Source organism: Actinomycetospora sp. NBRC 106375, assembly GCF_030269665.1.
Lineage (GTDB): Bacteria > Actinomycetota > Actinomycetes > Mycobacteriales > Pseudonocardiaceae > Actinomycetospora.
This window is the reverse complement of sequence record NZ_BSTS01000041.1, coordinates 1-17925: the sequence shown is the minus strand read 5'-3', so window position 1 is coordinate 17925 and position 17925 is coordinate 1. Positions and strand designations below refer to the sequence as shown.

Sequence of the window (17925 nt, the reverse complement as noted above, 5' to 3'; positions counted from 1 at the left end):
TGGTCGGCGACGTCGATCTGCCCGCGGTCCTGCACCAGGTCCGTGCCGCGACCCCCGTGCCCGGCGGTGTCGGGCCGGTCACCGACGTATGGCTGATGAAGAACTCCGTCACCGCCGCACGCGCCGCCCTCGACCGGACGGCGCGGTGAGGGGTCATCGCAGGTCGGCTACCTCGAGGCCGTGCGCGCGCAGGAGCAGGACACCCATCTCCCGCGCGGCCGAGGCCGCGTCCTGGTCGCCCTCGTGGGCCGCCATGATCGAGCCTTTCATCAGGATGTGCCACTGCCGCGCGAGGTGGACCGGGTCCGCGACCCCGGCCGCCTCGGCGAGCTCGCGCAGGTAGTCGCGAATCCGGCCGAGGTGGTCCACCGCCGCGCGGAACACGACGTCCGCGGGATCGTTGACCTCCATCATCGTCGTGAGGAACACGCAGCCCTCGAAGTCCGGCCGGGCGAACCACTCGCCGAACAGGTCGAACACCGACAGCAGCTGGTCCTGCGGTGATCGCCCGCGCAACGTGCTCTCGTGGATCAGCCACTGCTCGGTCCACCGCCGCTCTCGCCGCGAGAGGAAGTCGAGGATCAGGTCGTCCTTCGAGGGGAAGTTGCGGTACAGCGTCATCTTCGCCGCGCCCGCCCGCGTCACGACCGCGTCCACCCCGACCTCGCGGACACCGTGGCGGGCAAACAGCTCGTACGCGGCTCGACCGATCCGCTCGCTCCCGCTCAGACGCTCGACTCGCTCGTCGTCCGGGGGGCTGTCACTGCCAGCGTCCACGTCGCTTCACCTCATCGACGACCCCATGACGAAACAGGCCACAGGGGGTGGCCACGGCGGGGCTGGCCGGCGCGGCTCCGCGCGGGGGACTCACCGTGTCGCCTCACCCGCGGCGGCCCGCCCGGCCGGATCGTCCTCGTGCTCGGGCCGGTCCGGGTCCCAGGTCAGGCTCAGGATGAACGCCGAGTCGAGTTCGCGCTCGCAGGGGCAGTCGGGGCAGTCCTGGCGGGTCGGCTTGTTGGGGCAGTTCCAGCAGGTGCGCACGAGCCGTTCGGTCTTCTCCAGGTCCGCGAGCATGTAGCGCAGACCGGCCAGGCTCTGCCGGAAAGTGGTCCGGATCTCGCCGAACACGTCGGCCAGCTCGTGGCTGGACTCCTCGCCCGTGGCCGCGTTGGGACGTGTCGTGGCGAGCCGGGCGATCGTCTTGATCGGGATGCCGAGACCGGCGAGCTTGACGCACACCTCGAGCCTGCGGACGTCGAAGTCGGAATAGAATCGGGTACCTTTGTCGGTCCGCCGCGGGGAGACCAGCCCCTGTTCCTCGTAGTAGTGCACGGTCCGCGGTGTCACGCCCAGTAGCTCGGCCACCTCCCCGGCCGACTGGTACCCGCGTCGTCGCGCCTCGCGGACGTCCACCCCGGTGCCGCTCCTCTCCCCTTCGGGACACGCTCCGAGCGACCTCAGTGTACGTCCACGTCCGATTTCACGCAGATACCGAGCGTGCCGGCCGGCGGCGGGCTCAGCCCTCCGGGGAGCTCGGGTCACCGGCGGCGTGCGCCCGGCGGATCTCGGCGGTGAAGGGATTCGGCTCGGTCAGCCGGACCGCCGCGTCGCAGGAGTCGCCACCACGCCTCCTGCGGCGCGGCCGGCCCGGGGAGGAGACCGGAGGGGGCGACGCCGATGCCGACGTCACCATGCCCAGCGGCGCGGTGACCGCCTTGCGCATCTCGCCACCGCACTGCGTGCAGACGAGCTCCAGCCCGGCGGCCACGTCATAGCCGGCACGGACCTCCCGCCGGGCGGCACAGGCCCGGCAGCGGAAGTCGTAGGTGGGAATCGGATCTCCTCCCCGGACCTCGGCCCCTCGTTCAGGCCGCGGCCTCGGCCCGTTCCTTGACCAGCGCGACGGCCGCGTTGGCGTCCGACCCGTACTCGACGCCCATCTCCCGGGCGATCGGCCGGTTGGCCGCCGCCCCGCCGCACATGAGCAGGTACTTGTCGCCCAGGCCCTTCTCCTCGAGGAGGTCCTTGGTCTTCTGCACGTAGACGGTCGAGGAGTTGGTCATCACCGACATGCCGATCGCGATGGCGTTGTTCTCCTCCGCGGTCTGGACGAAGGACTCCGGCTTCACGTTCTTGCCGAGGTCGATGACCTTGAACCCGTTGGCCTTGAGCATCAGGCACACGAGGTTCTTGCCGATGTCCTGGGTGTTGCCGCGGACGAGTCCCACGACCACGGTCCCGGTCGGGCCGTCGCCGGAGCCGGACGCCTCGAGCAGCGGCACCAGCAGGGGCATCGCCTTGTCCATGGTCTTGGCGGCCTTGAGCATGTCGGTGACGAAGCGCTCGTTCCGCTCGTACATGTCGCCGACGATCTTCATGCCGAGCGAGAGGCCGTCGAACACGATCGTCTGGGCGCTCATGCCGCGGTCGATGCCTGTCTGGGTCCACTCCCGCGCCTTCTCGCCGTCGTACTCCATGATCGCCTCAACGAGCTTCTCGTTCACCTCCTCGATCGAGCCCGGGGCGGCCTTATGCTCGCCCTTGCCGCTCGCGACCGCCGTGTCACCCGAGGTCGAATTGTCGCGGGTACCGGGGTGGTTCGGGTTGCCGGCGAGATAGACGTTCGACAGGTCGCCCAGGGACGCGACGTCCATCGGGTACTTGATCGACGCGCAGGTGTCGATCAGGGCGTGCATGTTCTCCTCGGGCACGTTCCAGTCGATGTCGCAGCCCGGCATGCAGATGAAGCCACCGTTGTAACCGACCTCGGCGGCCAGCTTCTTGACCTCGTTGGCGACGTCCTCGGTCGATCCGTGGACCAGTGTGGAGAACGGGCTCAGCGTGCCCATCAGCGAGATCTCGCCGCCGATGGCCCGCTTCGCGTGCTCCATGCCCGGGTACATGTCGCCGTTGAAGTTCAGGCAGCCGTTGTCGGCGATGTCGCGCCAGATGGGCTGGGTGAACGTGCAGGTGTGGGTGAGGCCGATCCCGCCGAGCTCGGCGATGTAGGCGAACAGCCGCTTCTGGTATGGCAGGCCGAACTCGCGGTAGAGCTCGGGGGGCAGGATGTCGCTCGAGTTGAACGGGTCGAGGATGTTGGTGGCGTCCATGCCTGCCTCGAACATCATCCGCACGACGTTCTTCACACAGTCCAGCGCCAGCTCGATGACCTCGTGGGCGTACTCGGGGTCGGTGTCGAGGTAGCCCAGGAACTCGCTCGAGCCGGTCATCAGCTGCGCCGTCGTGATCGGACCGCCCACAGGGGTCACGAGCACATGGGTGTTCCGGTAGCCCTTCTCCACGTAGATCTGCGCCTCGCGCGAGATCGCGCGCAGCCGGCCGGCGTCGGGGTTGAAGCCCTTGCCGTGGTACTCGTCGCGCAGCCGGTAGAAGTCCTCCTTCGTCGGCGTCGGATGCTTGACCAGGGAGGGCTGGGCGTAGGGCAGGTAGTCCAGCTCCGCACCGAGGTTCTCCACCGGGGTGAACAGGTCGGTGCCGGGGATGAGGACGTCGCCGCCGAACTTCTCCAGCGCCTTGATCTTGGCGCCCGCGGCGGCCTCGGGGTCACGCTGGGCCACGTCGCACGTGACGCCACCCTCGCGCAGACCGCGGGTCATCAGCAGCGGCACGCAGGGCACCTGGTCGGGGAGCTCCTTCATCGTGATGGCCGCGACCATCCGCTCCCGGCCGGTCATGGTGTCGGGCACTGGCATCTCCTTGGTGGGTGTCACCCGGGCGGAGCCGGGATCGGGGAACGACGGCGAACGGGACGCCGACGGGGGCCCGCGGGCAGGTGCCGACGACGGTGGTCATCCCCCGGCACGCGCCGCGTGCTCGGGGCGGACCGTGACCGCGGGCGGTTCGCCCGTGAGGTCGGGAACGGCGGCGTCGAGCGCCTGCTCGCGCGCCGCACGCAGGACGGGGGCCACAGGACCGACGGTCCGCAGCAGCTCCCAGTCGTCGGGGTCGATGGCCCGGACGAAGACGGCCGCACGCGAGGCCAGCAGCAGCTCGTCCAGCCCGGACATGCTGTCCACCGGCGCGGCGACGACCGCTCCCGACGCAGCGAGCTCGGAGGCCAGTACGGCCACGCCGCGGTCGTCGCCCCGCTCGATCGCGCGGCCGAGCGCCACCAGGTCGGTGAACCCGTGCAGGACGATCCGGTCGCCCACGACGCGACGGACCTCGTCGACCACGATCCCGCGGGCGTCGTACTGCAGGTTGAGCAGTTCGACTCCGAGGTCGGCGAGATCGGGCAGGATCGGGCGGATGGCGCCGCAGCTGTGGAAGCAGATCGCGGCCGACGTGGCTCGCCGGATCCGGGAGATCACGGTGCGCAACCTGGGCCTGACGAAGGTCCGGAAGTCCTCGTCGGAGAGGAACATGTTGGCCTGGTAGCCGAAGTCGTCCCCGTAGATCAGCATGTCGGGCTGCTCGGGCAGGGCCGCCAGGTAGCTCTCGTACCCCTCGGCCGCGGTCTCGGCCGCCCAGTCGAGCAGCGCTGAGGCGGCCCGCCAGTTGTCGGTGAGGTCGCACAGCAGCTGCCAGCTGTTGCGCAGCGAGAAGCTGGTCTCGAGCAGCCCCGACGACGGCGCGTCCGCGACGATGATCTGGTCCTCGGCGTCGTCGGCGAGCTGGACACTCGACGGCCACCGGGGTCGCGGGTGACGGGCGATGCCGAAGATGTCGGCGTGCTCGAGCGGGTGCTCGACGGGAGCCGGCTCGCCGTCGGCCCACAGCCAGGTGACCCCGAAGCCGTCGACGAACTGCTCGTCGACGACCTGTGGCGGCGGGAACAGGGGGCCGACCCGCGCGAAGTCGGACCCCGCTCGCTTGCTGTCGGCCGCGGACAGGGCGACGGTCTGGAGCACCTGGTGCCCCACCGAGCCGACGCGGTCGGCGAGGAGGGGCGCACCCGTGGCGCGGACGCCCGTCACCGTCGAGGTCCCGATGTCGACGAGGATCTCCCCGCCGGACTCGCCCGCCAGGATCCGGCGGAACCGCTCGCGCGCGCTCACGGCCGACCCCCGTTCACGGTGCCTGCCATCCCGCCTCCACGTCCTCGTCGATGTGGTCGCGGCCTTCGGGAACCGGTGACCGCACTCACACACATACACCTTACGTATGCGTGAGATTTATTCAAGGCCTCGTTCGCGCGCCGAGGGGTCGTCGCGCATGGACGAGCGGTCCTCGCGGCCCGGGAGCCGGATCGAGCCGGACGGGCGCTACAGACGCTCCGGGCGCACCTGTTCCACCTCGTCGGTCGCCGTCCCCGGCAACGCGCCGCCGATCAGCTCCAGGAGGCCGCGCGAGAGGCGACTGGAGGCCGCCGCGGTGTCCGTACTCCCGGCCCGGCCGCGGGCACCGGGTGCCGGGCGGCCGACGACGAGGGTCTCGACCTCGTCGATCGCGGCGAGCAGCGCCCGGAGCGCGGTAACGTCCGCCCGGAAGGTCCCGCGCAGCTCGGCGACGACCTCGGACAGCTCGCGACCGTACTGGGCGCCCGTCGCGGCCGCCCCGCGGACGGTCGCCATCCGTCGCACTGTGCGCAGCGGTACGCCGAGGCATGCCAGGCGCACGCAGACCTCGAGGCGGCGCAGGTCGTCGTCAGTGTAGAACCGCGTGCCGCGCGCGCTGCGGCGCGGGGTGACCAGGCCCATCTCCTCGTAGAAGTGCACGGTCCGCGGGCTCACCCCGAGCAGGCCGGCGACCTCCCCGGGAGCGAGGTGGCCGCGTTCACGAGCACTGCGTGCGTGCATCGGACCGGCGGCTCCACGTCGTCGTTCCTCGACCTCGTCCGCCCCGAGAATAGTCCCTGTACACGTCAGATATCCATCATCGATTCGTGGTCGTCACGCCCGGCAGGCGCACCAGGAGGGCGGGCAGGAGGTGGACCACGGCCGCACCGAGAGCGATCATCGCTGTGGTCGGCACCGGCTCAGGGCGGTCGAGGACGAGCGGCACCAGCGCGATCGCCAGCGCCGGCGGGAGCGGGGTGCGGCCCACCAGCATCAGTACCGTCACGACGCCGAGCGCGAGCGCCGCGGCCCCCCAGGCCGGGCCGACGAGCGCGCCCGCCCCGCACCCCACGGCGCCCGCCAGGCTGAGCAGGCACCACCGCCGGACGCCGAGCCGCCGCGGGGCGCCGGCCAGGGCGAACTCGACGCCGGCCACCAGGAGGGGCGGAGCCGCGGCCGCGACCGGAAGCCCGAGCACCCCGACCGCGACCAGCCACACCGCGGCGCAGCCGGCGGCCACCGCCGTCGCCCCGGCCGGCCACGCCGTGACCGGACCGGGAGCAGCGCCGGGGACGGTGCCGGGGGCGCTGCGCGCGGGGACGGTCAGCGCGAGCAGCCCGGTCAACCCGACCACCCCGAGGATATAGCCCCACTGCCCCGTGCCGAACCAGATCGGCAGGACCGCCGCGGACAGAGCCGGGGTGAGGCGGCTGCGGGAGGCGACCAGCACCGCGAAGGCCGCGCCGAGGGCCGCGAGCGCAAGGAGCCAGCGCGGCCCGGGAAGCCGTCCGATGACGATGCCCAGCGCGGCGCACACGGTCGGCACCACGAGGACCGCCCGCGGACGGACGGTCCAGTCGGGCCGCGCGGCCACCCAGATCCCGGCCGCCAGGGCGATCCCCTCGGGAAAGAGGATCTCGTGCTGACCGCTGAGCTCGGCGATCGCGACCATGGCGGTGCCGGCCAGCGCCGGCCGCGCGGCGCCGCCGGCCCGGGTGGCCAGCCGCCACCACGGCGCTCGGGCCCTCACCGAGCGGCGTCGGTCGCCAGCGGGGCCGGGCGGGACCCCGCCGTCGCCGAGGATGCTCCGTCGCCGGCCGCGAGGAGCACCGAGCACGGCGCCGCGTTCCCCGGCACGATCGGGGGCATCCGCTCGGCGCCGTGCCCGAGGGCGGCGGCCCAGAGCGCACGGATCGTCTCACCGTGGCTGACCACGACGACCTCCGGCGGGTCGTCCGGCCACGTGACGGCCGCGCGCCGGAGCTCCTCGACGAACGCCACTGCCCGCCCGTGCACCGCGCGCGCGGTCTCACCCCCCTCCGGGGCCCAATCCGGGTCGGCCACGGTGACCAGTTCGGGATGCTCGAGGACGGGCGTCCCCTCCCAGACGCCGTGCCGTTGTTCGCGCAACAGGCCCGAGCAGCGGGTCGGCAGGTGATGGCGTGCCGCGATCAGCTCGGCGGTCTGGAGGCACCGCAGCTGGTCACTGGTCCACACCGCACGGATCGGCAGGCGCGCGAAGGTCCGCGCCAGCTCGAGTGCCTGGGCCAGCCCGCGACGGCTGAGCGGGACATGGGCGGTCCGGCCCTGGACGAGCCCCCCGGCGTTCCACGTGCTCTCGCCGTGCCGGACCAGGTGCACCCGCAGCCCGCGGGATCCCCAGGCCTCGCCGACACACCGCGCGGTCATCGCAGCAGGCGTGCGGCGCGCAGGGCCAGCGGGTCCAGCGCCGGGGCCCCGCCGTCGACCGCCGCGAGCAGCTCGGTGATCATCCGCGGCTCCCAGAAGCTGCGGACGTGCCCGGCGATCTCCTGGACCGCAGCGTCGGAGTCGCGGCGGTGCACGAACTGCGCGGCGATGTCGTTGGCCAGCCGCACGGTCGGCGGCAGGTCGCCGCTCACGAGCCGGCCGCCGGCACCGGTGGCGCCGTCCTCGCACGTCCGGACGGCGCGTCGGCGGGGCCGGGCGGCGCCGTGCGCAGCGCGACCTGCACCGCGGTGACCTTGTACTCCGGACAGTTGGTGGCCCAGTCGGAGTGCTCGGTCGTCACCACGTTGGCGCCGGTGACGGGGTGGTGGAAGGTCGTGTACACGACGCCGGCCGGCATCCGGTCGGACAGCCTCGCCCGCAGCGAGGTCGTACCCACCCTGCTGGCAAGGCTGACCTCGTCGCCGTCGGTGATGCCACGGACCTCCGCGTCGTGCGGGTGGATCTCGAGCAGGTCCTCGGGATGCCAGGCGACGTTGCCGGTGCGCCGGGTCTGCGCACCGACGTTGTACTGCGAGAGGATCCGCCCCGTGGTCAGCACGAGCGGGAAGCGCCGGGTCGTGCGCTCCGCGGTCGGGACGTAGGTCGTCGGGACGAAGCGCCCCTTCCCCCGCACGAACCCGTCGCGGTGCATGATCGGCGTACCCGCGGGCGCCGCGTCCGTGCACGGCCACTGCACGCTGCCGACCTCGTCGAGCAGCTCGAAGGAGACACCGGCGAACGTGGGCGTCGTCGCCGCGATCTCGGCCATGATCTCCCGCGGGTGGGTGTAGCCCATCGGGCTTCCCATCCGCTTGGCGATCTCCCCGACGATCTGCCACTCGTGCATGCCCGTGCGGGGCGCCATCACCGGGCGTACGCGGTTGATGCGGCGCTCGGCGTTGGTGAACGTCCCGTCCTTCTCCAGGAACGACGTGCCCGGCAGCAGGACGTGCGCGAACTTCGAGGTCTCGTTGCGGAACAGGTCCTGCACCACGACGAGCTCCATCGCCGCGAGGGCGGCGTGCACGTGGGCGGTGTTGGGATCGGACTGGGCGATGTCCTCGCCCTGTACGAACAGCGCCCGGAACGACCCCTCGAGGGCCGCGTCGAACATGTTGGGGATCCGCAGGCCGGGCTGCGGGGAGAGTGAGGTGCCCCAGACCGTCTCGAAGACCGAGCGCACCGCGTCGTCGGACACGTGCCGGTAGCCGGGCAGCTCGTGGGGGAACGAGCCCATGTCGCAGGAGCCCTGGACGTTGTTCTGCCCGCGCAGCGGGTTCACCCCGACGCCGTCCCGCCCGATGTTGCCGGTGGCCATCGCGAGGTTGGCCATGCCCATGACCATCGTCGAGCCCTGGCTGTGCTCGGTGACCCCGAGGCCGTAGTAGATCGCCGCGTTGCCCGCAGTGGCGTAGAGGCGGGCCGCGGCGCGGATGTCGTCGGCCGGCACGCCGGTGACCTCCGCGGCGACCTCCGGCGAGTGCTCGGGCCGGGCGATGAACTCCGCCCACTCGTCGTAACCCTCGCAGCGCTCGGCCACGAAGCCAGCGTCGACGAGTCCCTCGGTCACGGCAACGTGGGCGAAGGCGTTGACCATGGCGACGTTCGTGCCCGGGCCCAGCGGCAGATGGTGCGCGGCCTCGATGTGCGGGGAGCGGACCAGGTCGATCCGGCGGGGGTCGAGAACGATCAGTTGGGCGCTCTCGCGCAGGCGCCGCTTCATCCGGGAGGCGAAGACCGGGTGCCCATCGGTGGGATTGGCCCCGATCAGCAGGATCACGTCCGCCTCGGCGACCGAGCGGAAGTCCTGCGTTCCGGCGCTGGTGCCGAAGGTCTGCTTGAGGCCGTAGCCGGTCGGCGAGTGGCACACCCGGGCACAGGTGTCGACGTTGTTGTTCCCGAATGCCGCCCGGACCATCTTCTGGACGACGTAGACCTCTTCGTTGGTACAGCGGGACGAGGTGATGGCACCGACCGCGCCCAGTCCGTGAGCGGCCTGGATCTCCCGCATGCGTCGCGCGGTGAAGTCCAGGGCCTCGGTCCATGACACCTCGCGCCACTCGTCGGTGATCCGCTCGCGCACCAGCGGCGCGAGAACACGGTCCGGGTGCGTGGCGTAGCCGAAGGCGAAGCGGCCCTTGACGCACGAGTGGCCCTCGTTGGCGCCCCCGTCCTTGGCGGGCACCATCCGCACGACCTCGTCGCCACGCATCTCGGCCTTGAACGAGCACCCGACACCGCAGTACGCGCAGGTCGTCAGGACCGTGCGGTTGGGCATGCCCAGCTCGACCACGCTGCGCTCCTGCAGCGTCGCGGTCGGGCACGCCTGCACGCACGCACCGCAGGACACGCAGTCGGACTCCAGGAACGACTGCCCGACCCCCGCGGTGATCTTCGTGTCGAAGCCCCGGCCGTCGAGGGTGAGCGCGAGTGTGCCCTGGACCTCGTCGCAGGCCCGGACACAGCGCGCGCACGCGATGCACTTCGACCCGTCGAAGTCGAAGTACGGGTTCGAGGTGTCCTTCGGCGCGTTCAGGTGGTTCTCGCCGTGCTCGTCGTAGCGGACCTGGCGCAGGCCCACGGTGCCGGCCATGTCCTGCAGCTCGCAGTCACCGTTCGCCGAGCACGTGAGGCAGTCCAGCGGATGGTCGGAGATGTAGAGCTCCATGATCCCTTCCCGCAGCTTCGCCAGCCGCGGGGTCTGGGTCCGGACCTGCATGCCCTCCTCGACGGGGGTGGTGCACGACGCCGGGGTGCCCCGTTTGCCGTCGATCTCGACCAGACACAGCCGGCACGAACCGTAGGCCTCGAGGCTGTCCGTGGCGCAGAGCTTGGGCACCGGGACGCCCGCCTCGCTCGCGGCGCGCATGACCGACGTGCCCTCCGGTACCTGCACCGCGGTGCCGTCGATCTCCACCGACACCGAGGCCGCTCCCGGCCGTCGCGGTGTGCCGTGGTCGGTCTCCTTGAGCAGGCTCATGGCGAGAGCTCCCTCGTGGTGTGCGGCGTGCGGTCGCGGTCGAGGAAGTCCTCGCCGAAGTGCGAGACGGCGCTGCGCACCGGCAGCGGGGTCAGCCCGCCCATGGCGCAGAGCGAGCCGTCGGTCATCAGCTCGCACAGGTCGTCGAGCAGTGCGAGATTGTCGTCGACGTCGGTCCCCGCGATGACCTTGTCGATGGTCTCGACGCCACGGACGGCGCCGACGCGGCACGGCGTGCATTTCCCGCAGGACTCCGCCGCGCAGAACTCCATGGCGAAGCGCGCCTGGTGCGCCATGTCCACGGTGTCGTCGAAGACCACGACGCCGCCGTGCCCGAGCATCGCGCCCGCCTCGGCGAAGGCCTCGTAGTCCATGGGCAGGTCGAGGCGCTCCACCGGCAGGTAGGCGCCCAGCGGGCCTCCGACCTGCACCGCGCGCACCGGGCGGCCCGAGCGGGTTCCCCCGCCGTAGCCCTCGACGAGGTCGCGCAGCGTCACGCCGAACGGTGCCTCGACAATGCCACCGCGCGCGATGTTCCCGCCGAGCTGGAAGACCTGGGTGCCTCGGGAGCGGCCCGTGCCGAGCTCCTGGTAGGCGTCCGCGCCATCGGCGAGCACGCTGGTCGCGGCGCACAGCGTCAGCACGTTGTTGACCACCGTCGGGCGGCCGAACAGGCCCGAGAGCGCGGGGATCGGTGGCTTGGCGCGCACCATCCCCCGCTTGCCCTCGAGGCTCTCCAGCATCGCGGTCTCCTCGCCGCAGATGTAGGCGCCGGCCCCGACCCGGACCTCGACGTCGAACCCGAACCCCGAGCCGAGGACGTCGGGCCCCAGCCAGCCGCGCTCGCGCGCCGCGGTGATCGCGGCACGCAGGGTCGCCACAGCGTCGGGGTACTCGGACCGCACGTAGACATAACCCTCGGACGCCCCGACCGCGAGGCCGGCGATCGTCATCCCCTCCAGGAGCTGGAAGGGATCCCCTTCCATGATCATGCGGTCGGCGAAGGTGCCGGAGTCGCCCTCGTCGGCGTTGGCGCAGACGAACTTGAGATCGCCCTCGGCCGCGGCGACGGTGCGCCACTTGACCCCGGCCGGGAACCCGGCGCCGCCCCGGCCGCGCACCCCGGAGGCGGTCATCCCCTCGAGCACCTGCTCCGGGCCGACCTCGAGGGCACGCCGCAGGCCCGTGAGGCCGCCGTGCTCAAGGTAGGAGTCCGGGTCGCGCGGGTCGACGACGCCGACCCGGGCGAAGGTGACCCGCCGCTGGTCGCACAGCCAGGGCAACGCCTCCACCGGTCCGAGCGAGTCGCCTTCGCCGTCGAGCAGGCCCTCGTCGACCAGGCCGGCGACCTCGCCCGGGCGCACCGGGCCGTAGCCGATCCGTCCCCGGAGAGTCTCGACCTCGACCAACGGCTCGAGCCAGGCCATCCCGCGGGAGCCGGTGCGCACGATACGGACGGCGCGCCCGGCGGCCGCCGCCGCGCGGCGCACCTCCGCTGCCACCCGGTCCGCCCCGACCGAGCGCGCGGCGCTGTCGGCGGGCACGTAGACGGTCACCTCGACTCCCGGACCGCCGCTCATGCCGCATCCGGGGCGGCCCCGGTGGGCCCGGTGATCAGCTCGGGCAGGTCGCCCACCGAGACCCGCCCGTGCAGCGTCCCGTCGACCTCGACGCTGGGGCCGAGGGCGCAGTTGCCGAAGCAGAAGATCTGATCGACCGTCACGGCGCCCCCGCCGCCGGCGAGCAGCGCAGCGTGGATCTCCTCGCCGCCGACTGCCTGGCATGCCTCGCCGCGGCAGACCCGCACGACGGTCCCGCCGGAAGGTTCACGGCGGAAGTCGGTGTAGAACGACGCCACCCCGTGCACCTCGGCGCGCGAGAGGTTGAGCTCGTCGGCGACGAGGTCGATGGTGCGGTCGTCGATCCAGCCGGCCTCGCGCTGGACGTCGTGCAAGATCGGCAGCAGTGGCCCGCGCGCGAGGCGGTGCCGCTCGACGATCCCCCGCAGCAGACCGCCAGCAGGCTCGTCGGTCCGGCGTGCAGACATCGGCACCCCTCTCAAGCTCGATATTTCTCACCTGAACGTAAGATATCTTGCGCCGCCTGGGCTGTGAAGGGCGGCCACGCCGCTGTTCCGCATCGAGAAATGAGGGTCCGTGCACGCTCGCTTCGACGACCTGCGCGAACAGGTCGCGTTCCGCTTCCCGGCGCCCCGGGAGACGGTGGTCGCCCGCACCCACGAGGAGGTGCCCGGCGTGTTGTCCCGCGTCGGCGCGCGCTGCGCGGCGGGCGCATGGGCGTTCGGGTTCCTGGCCTACGAGGCGGGCGCCGGACTGGACCCCGCCCTGCCCCGCGTCGATCCGCCGCCCGGCGTCCCACTCGCCTGGTTCGGGCTGGGCGGCCCGCCGCTAGCCGTGACGCCCGTTCACGCCCCGGCGACCTACCCGCCGACCGGGCCCTGGATCCCCGACACCGACGGCGTGCGGCACCGGCGGGGCGTGCTGGCCGTCCAGGAGCACATCGCCCGGGGCGAGACCTATCAGGCCAACCTCACCACGACACTGCGAGCGGCGGCGCCGGCCGATCCCGCGGCCGTCTACGCGGCGATGGCCGCCGAGCAGGGCGGCGCCCACCACGCCTACCTCGACGTCGGGGAGCTCGCGATCGCGAGCGCGAGCCCGGAGCTGTTCCTCGCGCTCGACGGGGACATCGTGCGGATGCGCCCGATGAAGGGCACGGCTGAGCGCGGACCCACGACGGCCACCGACATCGCGGTCCGGGACCGGCTGCTGGCCGACCCCAAGGAGCGGGCCGAGAACGTCATGATCCTCGACCTGGTTCGCAACGATCTCGGGCGTGTCGCGGTCCCGGGCACGGTGTCGGTCGCGTCGCTGCTTGCTGCCGAGCGGTACGGGACGGTGTGGCAGCTGACCAGCGAGGTCACCGCCCGCCTGCATCCGGGCACGGGGCTGCCCGAGCTGTTCGCCGCGACGTTCCCCTGCGGCTCGGTGACCGGAGCACCCAAGCGTCGCAGCATGGAGATCCTGGCCGATCTCGAGGGAGCACCGCGGGGCGTCTACTGCGGGGCGATCGGCTGGCTCGGGCCCGGCCCCGACGGCCCGCGGGGTCGGTTCTCGGTCGCGATCCGCACGATGGTCGTCGACCGGGCCGCCGGGCAGGCCACCTACGGGGTCGGCGGCGGGATCACCTGGAGCTCCGACCCGACCGCCGAGCACGCGGAGCTCCTCGCCAAGGCCCGGGTCCTGGGATCGCGCACCCGCCCGGCGGGTCTGCTGGAGACCTTCGCCCTCGTTGAGGGATCCCCGCGTCATCTCGACCGGCACATCGCCCGGCTGCTCGACTCCGCGGCCTACTTCGACATCCCGGCCGACGAAGGCACCCTGCGGTCCGCTGTGCGGACGGCGCTCCTCGGCCGGTCGTCCGCGCGGGTCCGGCTCCGTCTCGCCGCCGACGGCACCCCGGAGCTCACCCTCGCGCCGCTGCCCCGCGACCCGGGTCCGGTACGGCTCGCGGTGGACACTGAGCCGGTGACCTCCACCGACGTCGGGTGCCACCACAAGACCGCGCACCGCGAGCCGTACGACGCCGCCCGCCGCCGCCACTGCGACGCGGACGACGTCGTCTTGGTCAACGAGCGGGGCGAGCTCGTCGAGACGACCGTCGCGTCGCTCGCCGTGCGCCTCGACGGTGTCTGGTACACCCCGCCCCTCGGCGCAGGGGCGCTTCCCGGGGTCGAGCGGGCCCGGCAGGTGGAATCGGGCGCGCTCCTCGAGCGCACGCTGACGCCGAAGGACCTGGAGAACGCCGACGCGCTGGGGGTGCTCAGCTCGTTGAGAGGGTGGCGTCCGGGAGTGCTCGTCGACGGCGGTCGAGGTGAGCGCCACGGGGCGGAACGTGTCCGGGACTCAGCGCGGTGACCCCTTCTCTTCTGACGTGCGTGGGCGCGGCACGATTCGAACCTGCGGCCGACGGGTCGTAAGCGCTCACCGCCTCCACGCTGTACTGAGCGGCACAAACGCGGGTCGAACGAGAGCGCTGTGCCCCCTGTTATCCAACGGCAGAACGATCACCTTCGGTCTTCGTTCGCGATAGAGGCCCTGAGGGGCTTACTGAAGGCCTCGGAGCGCCGCGCCATGAGCCTAGGACCCCGCGAAGCCCCAACTTGTCTCAGCCATCGGCCAGGGCGAGCACGCGCCAGCGAACTTCTAGCGTCGTTTGAAGTCGACTTCCAGGCTTGCTAGAACTACGCTCGTGGTGAAGGGCATGCGCCGACGCGACGTCGCCAGGGAGCTGAGACGGCACGGCTGCACGGTGCTGCGCGACAAGGGCGGCCACGAGGTGTGGGGCTGCCCCTGCGGGCAACACAGAGCGCCTGTGCCGCACCACACGATGATCTCCCCCGGGGTTGTGCGGAGCATCCGCAACACGATGGGCTGCCTACCGGAGGGGTGGTTGCAGTGACAGCAGGAACCGAGTCCGACGCGACCGATCTCTACACCGCCGAGGTCGACCGCGAGGACGGATGGTGGACCATCCATGTCCTGCCCCTCGACGTGGTCACCCAAGCCAGCCGCTGGTCCGAAGTCGAAGAGATGGCCCGCGGGGTCGTCATCGCGGTCCTCGACCTCGACGAGGACGCCGACGTGCCACTCGAGATCGTCCCGGTGTTCGACGACGAGGCCGGCCAGCTCCTCCAGGACGCAGAGACGCTCGAGGCCCAGGCTAAGGAGCTAGTGGCCTCAGCAAGCGACGCCAAGCGCTCAGCCGTCCAAGCACTCAAGGCCGCAGGGTGGACCCTGCAGGGCATCGCGGCCGGGCTCGGACTGTCCTACCAGCGAATCGAACAGCTCCTCAGAAGCGAGAAGCAGCAGGAAGTCCCACGCGACTCGTCAAGCAGCTTAGGACGGCGTCAGTCGTCTTCGAAGGGGGAAGAAGCCGTGCCCACTCGATCCGCCAAGTCTGGCCGGTATGTGTCGGCCTCCACCGGCGCCAAACTCCCCCGCACGACCGTGCGAGAGTCCTCAGGGAAGAACAGAAGCAAGACAACCGTCTACCGCAGCGCTGTCACGGGCCGGTTCGTCACTAGGTCCACGGCGCAGCGCAACCCCAGCCGGACGGTCTCCGAGCGCGGGCATTCAAAGTCGAAGTGAGCTGGAGCTCGCGTTTCAGAGGACCGATGAGCGGTTGCGAAGCCGGGCCGGGCACGGTCGCTACGTGGGCGGTCTGGCAGCCGGCGGGAAGCGGCGTGGCGAACTCATCCACACGAGCACGTCGAAAAACTCGCAACAGTGCGACGATCCGTCAGTTCGGCCGCCCGGTCGTCCACAGCCGCACTCATCGATCCGATCATCATCGCGACCGCGCAGGGACTCAACCGCCCGGGTCAAGCCCGGGGACGTGGTGTAGCGCGGTTGCTGCGTGATTCTGTTGCTGGGGTTAGGCGCTGAGCGCCGGGACGATGTCGGTGCTGGTCTCCTCGGCGGTGTCGGGGTCTGCGATGCAGGCGCGGGCTCGAGCGAGGAGCTCGAGGCCGAGGTAGCGGCGAGCTTCGGTCCATTCGTCGTGCTGTTCGGCGAGCACGGCGCCGACCAGGCGGATCAGCGCGTCGCGGTCGGGGAAGATGCCCACGACGTCGGTGCGCCGGCGGATCTCGCGGTTGAGCCGCTCCTGGGGGTTGTTCGACCACACCTGCCGCCAGAGCTCCCGAGGGAAGATCGTGAACGCCAGCACGTCGGCGCGGGCCGCGTCGAGGTGCGCTGCCACCTGCGGGAGCTTGGTCTCGAGGGCGTCGAGGACGCGGTCGAACTGGGCGTGCACCGATTCGGCGTCGGGCTGGTCGTAGACCGAGTGCAACAGCGTCTTGACCCACGGCCACGACGACTTCGGGGTGACCGCCATCAGGTTGGCCGCGTAGTGGGTGCGGCAGCGCTGCCACGCCGCACCGGGCAGCGTCGCCCCGATCGCCTCCACGAGGCCGCGGTGGGCATCGGAGGTCACCAGCCCGACCCCGGACAGGCCGCGGGCGACCAGATCCCGGAAGAACGCCAGCCAGCCGGCGCCGTCTTCGGCGCTGGAGACCTGCAGCCCGAGCAGCTCGCGGTGCCCGTCGGCGTTCACGCCCACGGCGATCAGGGCGTGCACGTTGACGACCCGCCCGGCCTCGCGGACCTTGAGCACCAGCGCGTCAGCGGCCAGGAACGTGTACGGACCGGCATCCAGCGGCCGGGTCCGGAACGCCGCGACCTGCTCGTCGAGGTCCTGGGCCATCGCCGAGACCTGCGACTTCGACAACCGCGTGATCCCGAGGCTCTCCACGAGCTTCTCCATCCGCCGGGTGCTCACCCCGAGTAGATAGCAGGTAGCGACCACGCTGGTCAGGGCCGCTTCGGCGCGGCGGCGGCGCTCAAGCAACCAGTCCGGGAAGTACGACCCGGAGCGCAGCTTCGGAATCGCCACATCCAGCGTCCCGGCCCGGGTGTCGAAATCACGGTGGCGGTAACCGTTGCGCTGATTGACCCGGGCCTCGCTGCGTTCGCCGTGGGCGGCGCCGCAGACCGCGTCCGCCTCCGCGGACATCAGGGTGTCGATCATCGTCGTGAGCAGCGAACGCAGCAGGTCCGGACTCGCCTGGGCCAGGTGTTCGTGAAGGAAACGGGCAGGGTCGATACTCGCCGACGCGGCCATCGCGTGGACTCCTCGGTCTTGAGCGGGAACTCAGAACTGAGAATCACGCGGTGGCCGCCCTCGTTGTGGACGCCACGCCCTACGCCGTGGCCCTGTCGTACACCACCCTGCTGGACGCCACTACCGCCCGACCGGCGACACCCAGACTGACCGACCGCCTCGTAGCCAGTCCGATCCCCGCCCACAGCCCCGACCCGGCCGCGTCACCGAGCGGGCAGCAGAGCGGCGCCGGTGCCGACCGACGACCCTGTTAGCCAGTCACGAGCGCTGCGCACCCGAAATGTCCGACTAGGGCCAGCTCTGCGGCGACATCGCTCGCCGCCGTCGTTGCACGTCAAAGCTTCGCATGTGGCCGCGGTAGGGATCGAACCTACGTCCTACGGCTTGTAAGAACGCGGGAAGGTGCATCTAACAGCTCCTACCTGCGTCTATGTTGTCAGTCGCGTGTCTCTGAGGGCCTCCACGAGCCTCTCGTAGTCTCAAGCTCGCACCACGATCCGCACCACAAGAGGCGATCTGGAGTGAGGTTGGCCCCCCAGGACCGGACACCGACGGTGTGGGGTCAGTGATCTTGGTCAGGCGTGGTGTGGGCTGCTTCGTGGTCCAGCGGGCTGAGCATTCCGATCCTGGAATGGCGTCGCTTGGGGTTGTACCAGCACTCTATCCATTCGAATATCGCGTTGGCAAGCTCGGCGCGGGTGGACCAGGTGCGGGAGTCGAGCAGTTCGAGTTGCATCGTGCCCCAGAACGACT

General features: G+C 71.4%; 17 protein-coding genes and 1 pseudogene. 4 read left to right on the top strand and 14 right to left on the bottom strand.

What is annotated here, in order from left to right; genetic code table 11:
- A pseudogene (locus tag QSK03_RS33350) lies at positions 1 to 149 on the top strand (bifunctional 5,10-methylene-tetrahydrofolate dehydrogenase/5,10-methylene-tetrahydrofolate cyclohydrolase); the annotation flags it as partial.
- 4 nt (positions 150 to 153) lie between these two features.
- Here the strand turns inward: QSK03_RS33350 and QSK03_RS32105 are convergent.
- The 12 genes from QSK03_RS32105 to QSK03_RS32050 form a co-directional block, all read right to left on the bottom strand.
- Positions 154 to 777, bottom strand: a complete 624-nt coding sequence (locus QSK03_RS32105; protein ID WP_285659808.1) for a TetR/AcrR family transcriptional regulator — start codon at positions 775 to 777, stop codon at positions 154 to 156.
- A 90-nt stretch (positions 778 to 867) separates the two neighbouring features.
- A complete protein-coding gene (locus tag QSK03_RS32100) occupies positions 868 to 1413 on the bottom strand; it encodes a MerR family transcriptional regulator (RefSeq protein ID WP_285659806.1) in 546 nt (181 codons plus the stop codon).
- 103 nt (positions 1414 to 1516) lie between these two features.
- On the bottom strand, positions 1517 to 1768 hold the full coding sequence (locus tag QSK03_RS32095; protein WP_285659804.1) for a hypothetical protein: 252 nt from the start codon (positions 1766 to 1768) through the stop codon (positions 1517 to 1519).
- A gap of 97 nt (positions 1769 to 1865) precedes the next feature.
- Positions 1866 to 3707, bottom strand: coding sequence for an MtaA/CmuA family methyltransferase (locus QSK03_RS32090; RefSeq protein WP_285659785.1), 1842 nt, complete (start codon positions 3705 to 3707; stop codon positions 1866 to 1868).
- 102 nt (positions 3708 to 3809) lie between these two features.
- Positions 3810 to 5018 carry a uroporphyrinogen decarboxylase family protein gene (locus tag QSK03_RS32085; RefSeq protein WP_285659784.1) on the bottom strand — a complete coding sequence of 403 codons (1209 nt, stop codon included), beginning with the start codon at positions 5016 to 5018 and terminating at the stop codon, positions 3810 to 3812.
- A 207-nt stretch (positions 5019 to 5225) separates the two neighbouring features.
- Positions 5226 to 5759: a MerR family transcriptional regulator gene (locus tag QSK03_RS32080; RefSeq protein WP_285659782.1), complete on the bottom strand. Its 534-nt coding sequence runs from the start codon at positions 5757 to 5759 to the stop codon at positions 5226 to 5228.
- 76 nt (positions 5760 to 5835) lie between these two features.
- On the bottom strand, positions 5836 to 6768 hold the full coding sequence (locus tag QSK03_RS32075; RefSeq protein ID WP_285659781.1) for a hypothetical protein: 933 nt from the start codon (positions 6766 to 6768) through the stop codon (positions 5836 to 5838).
- Positions 6765 to 7427, bottom strand: coding sequence for a histidine phosphatase family protein (locus tag QSK03_RS32070; RefSeq protein WP_285659780.1), 663 nt, complete (start codon positions 7425 to 7427; stop codon positions 6765 to 6767). The genes QSK03_RS32075 and QSK03_RS32070 overlap by 4 nt, the downstream gene beginning before the upstream one ends.
- Positions 7424 to 7639, bottom strand: coding sequence for a formate dehydrogenase subunit delta (locus tag QSK03_RS32065; RefSeq protein WP_285659779.1), 216 nt, complete (start codon positions 7637 to 7639; stop codon positions 7424 to 7426). The genes QSK03_RS32070 and QSK03_RS32065 overlap by 4 nt, the downstream gene beginning before the upstream one ends.
- Positions 7636 to 10467, bottom strand: a complete 2832-nt coding sequence (gene fdhF, locus QSK03_RS32060) for a formate dehydrogenase subunit alpha (protein ID WP_285659778.1) — start codon at positions 10465 to 10467, stop codon at positions 7636 to 7638. Before fdhF ends, QSK03_RS32065 begins: the two co-directional genes overlap by 4 nt.
- On the bottom strand, positions 10464 to 12023 hold the full coding sequence (locus tag QSK03_RS32055) for an NADH-ubiquinone oxidoreductase-F iron-sulfur binding region domain-containing protein (RefSeq protein WP_285659777.1): 1560 nt from the start codon (positions 12021 to 12023) through the stop codon (positions 10464 to 10466). Before QSK03_RS32055 ends, fdhF begins: the two co-directional genes overlap by 4 nt.
- A 20-nt stretch (positions 12024 to 12043) precedes the next feature.
- Positions 12044 to 12514, bottom strand: coding sequence for an NADH-quinone oxidoreductase subunit NuoE family protein (locus QSK03_RS32050; RefSeq protein WP_285659776.1), 471 nt, complete (start codon positions 12512 to 12514; stop codon positions 12044 to 12046).
- Positions 12515 to 12623: 109 nt separating this feature from the next.
- Here QSK03_RS32050 and QSK03_RS32045 point away from each other — a divergent pair, with 109 nt between their 5' ends.
- The 3 genes from QSK03_RS32045 (at position 12624) to QSK03_RS32035 (ending at position 15638) form a co-directional block, all read left to right on the top strand.
- Complete coding sequence (locus QSK03_RS32045) at positions 12624 to 14405, top strand: chorismate-binding protein (RefSeq protein ID WP_285659775.1); 1782 nt, start codon at positions 12624 to 12626, stop codon at positions 14403 to 14405.
- Between the two features lie 346 nt (positions 14406 to 14751).
- Positions 14752 to 14949, top strand: a complete 198-nt coding sequence (locus QSK03_RS32040) for a type II toxin-antitoxin system HicA family toxin (RefSeq protein WP_285659810.1) — start codon at positions 14752 to 14754, stop codon at positions 14947 to 14949.
- Positions 14946 to 15638 (top strand): hypothetical protein, encoded by a 693-nt coding sequence (locus QSK03_RS32035; RefSeq protein ID WP_285659774.1) that lies wholly within the window; start codon positions 14946 to 14948, stop codon positions 15636 to 15638. Before QSK03_RS32040 ends, QSK03_RS32035 begins: the two co-directional genes overlap by 4 nt.
- Positions 15639 to 15924: 286 nt before the next feature.
- Here QSK03_RS32035 and QSK03_RS32030 read toward each other — a convergent pair whose 3' ends face one another.
- Both QSK03_RS32030 and QSK03_RS32025 read right to left on the bottom strand, forming a co-directional pair.
- Complete coding sequence (locus QSK03_RS32030; protein ID WP_285659773.1) at positions 15925 to 17172, bottom strand: IS256 family transposase; 1248 nt, start codon at positions 17170 to 17172, stop codon at positions 15925 to 15927.
- Positions 17173 to 17734: 562 nt separating this feature from the next.
- A partial coding sequence (locus QSK03_RS32025; protein ID WP_285659772.1) for an IS3 family transposase occupies positions 17735 to 17925 on the bottom strand: 191 nt, incomplete at its 5' end.